General features: G+C 53.5%; 3 protein-coding genes. All 3 read right to left on the bottom strand.

All coding sequences use genetic code 11. The features are described 5' to 3' along the window. Positions 1–325 (bottom strand): chondroitinase-B domain-containing protein (locus PAT3040_RS30105; protein ID WP_305778793.1); only part of this gene is annotated, 325 nt, incomplete at its 3' end. Positions 326–666: 341 nt separating this feature from the next. Further along, positions 667–1377: a metallophosphoesterase family protein gene (locus PAT3040_RS30110; RefSeq protein ID WP_108995590.1), complete on the bottom strand. Its 711-nt coding sequence runs from the start codon at positions 1375–1377 to the stop codon at positions 667–669. Then, on the bottom strand, positions 1374–2023 hold a 650-nt coding region (locus tag PAT3040_RS30115; RefSeq protein ID WP_181376928.1), incomplete at its 5' end, for an S-layer homology domain-containing protein. The genes PAT3040_RS30115 and PAT3040_RS30110, both read right to left, overlap by 4 nt.

Here is a 2023-nt window from a genome sequence, read left to right on the forward strand (position 1 = left end):
CAAATCTGTTCCGCGCAATTCTCACATGGCGCGAACCGTCCAAAATGATGGATTCTCGCCGCCCGACCTGCAAATGCAGCCCCCATATCTCTACGTAGGCAGAGTTCAAAATGTGTATACTAGATTCGCCAACTATCGACGCTTTTCCTTTGTTTTCTGTGCGGATGCTTAGTATGGCGGTGTCCGATCCCGCTTTGCCTTCAATGATATAGTCTTCATTCCGATCATAAACGCCGTCCGCCAACAAGATCGTGGAACCAGGCTCTGCCCGGCCAATGGCTGCCGCCAACTCGTCGCTATTCGATACCCGATAAATAGAAGTCATCTTCCCACCTGCTCCCTAAAGAATAGGCGGATATGTTCCCGCAGCCTCCGCAGGACCATATCCGCAACTTTGCAACACCTATTAGAGGATGTTCAAAAAGTCCGCTTTTGATCACGAAGTATGCCAAGAAGCCTACTCGACATCGAATATTGAATTCAGGCGAAACTTCCGGTGCTCACGTAGCTTCCACTACGCTCCGCTCCTCAGTTTCTACCTTCTTTCAATCTTCTCGGTGTTGAAAACCGAACTTTTTGAACTCTCACTATTATGAAAGATAAGTCCCCTGTACCATAGTGTGAAAAAATGAAGCAATCATAAAAATGTAAACTGGAGCGCCCTTTTTACCCGAAAAAGAAATACGCAACTCTCATATCGTCTTCCTTCAACTGCATTTTTTGTGCCGCCTTGAGCAGAGGCGTGCGGTCATAGACAAGACTTTTCATCGCTATTTCGCCATCGGTTATCGTAAAGTAATGCGCTTCTTTCGACGCATCGTCGCGACGGCGGTAAGACACGCTCCCCGGATTCAGCCACAGACTGGTGTCGCTCAAATAATGAATGCATCTGCGATGCGTATGTCCGAAAATAATGCGGCGATTTCCGGCGGCTTCGGTCGTCCCGCCGTTGCGTTCCGCCCAGAAGGCGTCGTACTTGGGCAAGCTGTCGATCGTCAAATAGTTGTCGTACAAATGTTGCATCGTGTAGCTATAGCCGTCCATCTCGAATGTCCGGTAGACCGGCATGCTTTCGAGAAACGAAATTTCCGCTTCGCCGAGCAGCCTGGCATTGTAATGCGCCCACTTGATCGCATCCTCCGCCACATCATGACCGCCGTTGCCGTTTCGGTACAGATCGATAATAGTGTCGTCGTGGTTGCCGCGAACGCAAATCACATCGTTTTTGTGCACCCATTCGATTACTTCCCTCGGGAAAGGCCCGTAGTCGACGAGATCTCCCGCGCAATAAATCAGATCGCAGTCTTGTTCCGCCTTTCGGATTGCTTCGAGCGAATAAACGTTGCTGTGGATATCCGAAATAATTAATGCTTTCACGATTGATTCAACTCCCATAATTCCAACATTCTCAACAGTACCGTCACCGCTTCTGCCCGCGTAGCCGTGCCGCCCGGCATAAAATGGTCCGGCTTCCGTCCTTCAATGATTCCCGCTGCAGATGCCAGGGATACGGCTTCGCTTGCCCAGTCCGGGATGTCTGCGCGATCCGCGAAGCTCCGCGGCGCGGTCCCGTCGTCCTCCAGCGGATAAGCCCTTAGCAGCATGGCAACCATCTCGGCTCGATTAATGGCGCGATTAGGCTGCAATGTGCCGTCATGATATCCTTGCAGAATGCCTGCCTGCAGCGCCGCCCCAAGCTCGCCGGCAGCCCATGTCGGAACATCCGCCCCGTCGGCAAACGGCAAGTCCGTCAACGCGGCATCCAGCTTCAGCGACCGCGCCAGCATAATGGCAAATTGCATGCGGGTGAGCGGCATGTCAGGTCGGAAGCTGCCATCCGGATAGCCGCTCACGATGCCCTGCTCGACCGCTTGGGCAATGTTTTTCCGGCCCCAGTGATTTCCGGTGTCCGGGAAATCCGACAGAAGAGGCGGCTCCGGCGTCTGACCTGGTTTTGGCGACTCGCTCGGCGCCGGCGTTGCCGTCGGCGATGGAGCCGGACTTGCCGACGGGGTTGGCGTCG

Source organism: Paenibacillus agaridevorans (assembly GCF_003112455.1).
Taxonomy (GTDB): Bacteria; Bacillota; Bacilli; order Paenibacillales; family Paenibacillaceae; genus Pristimantibacillus; species Pristimantibacillus agaridevorans.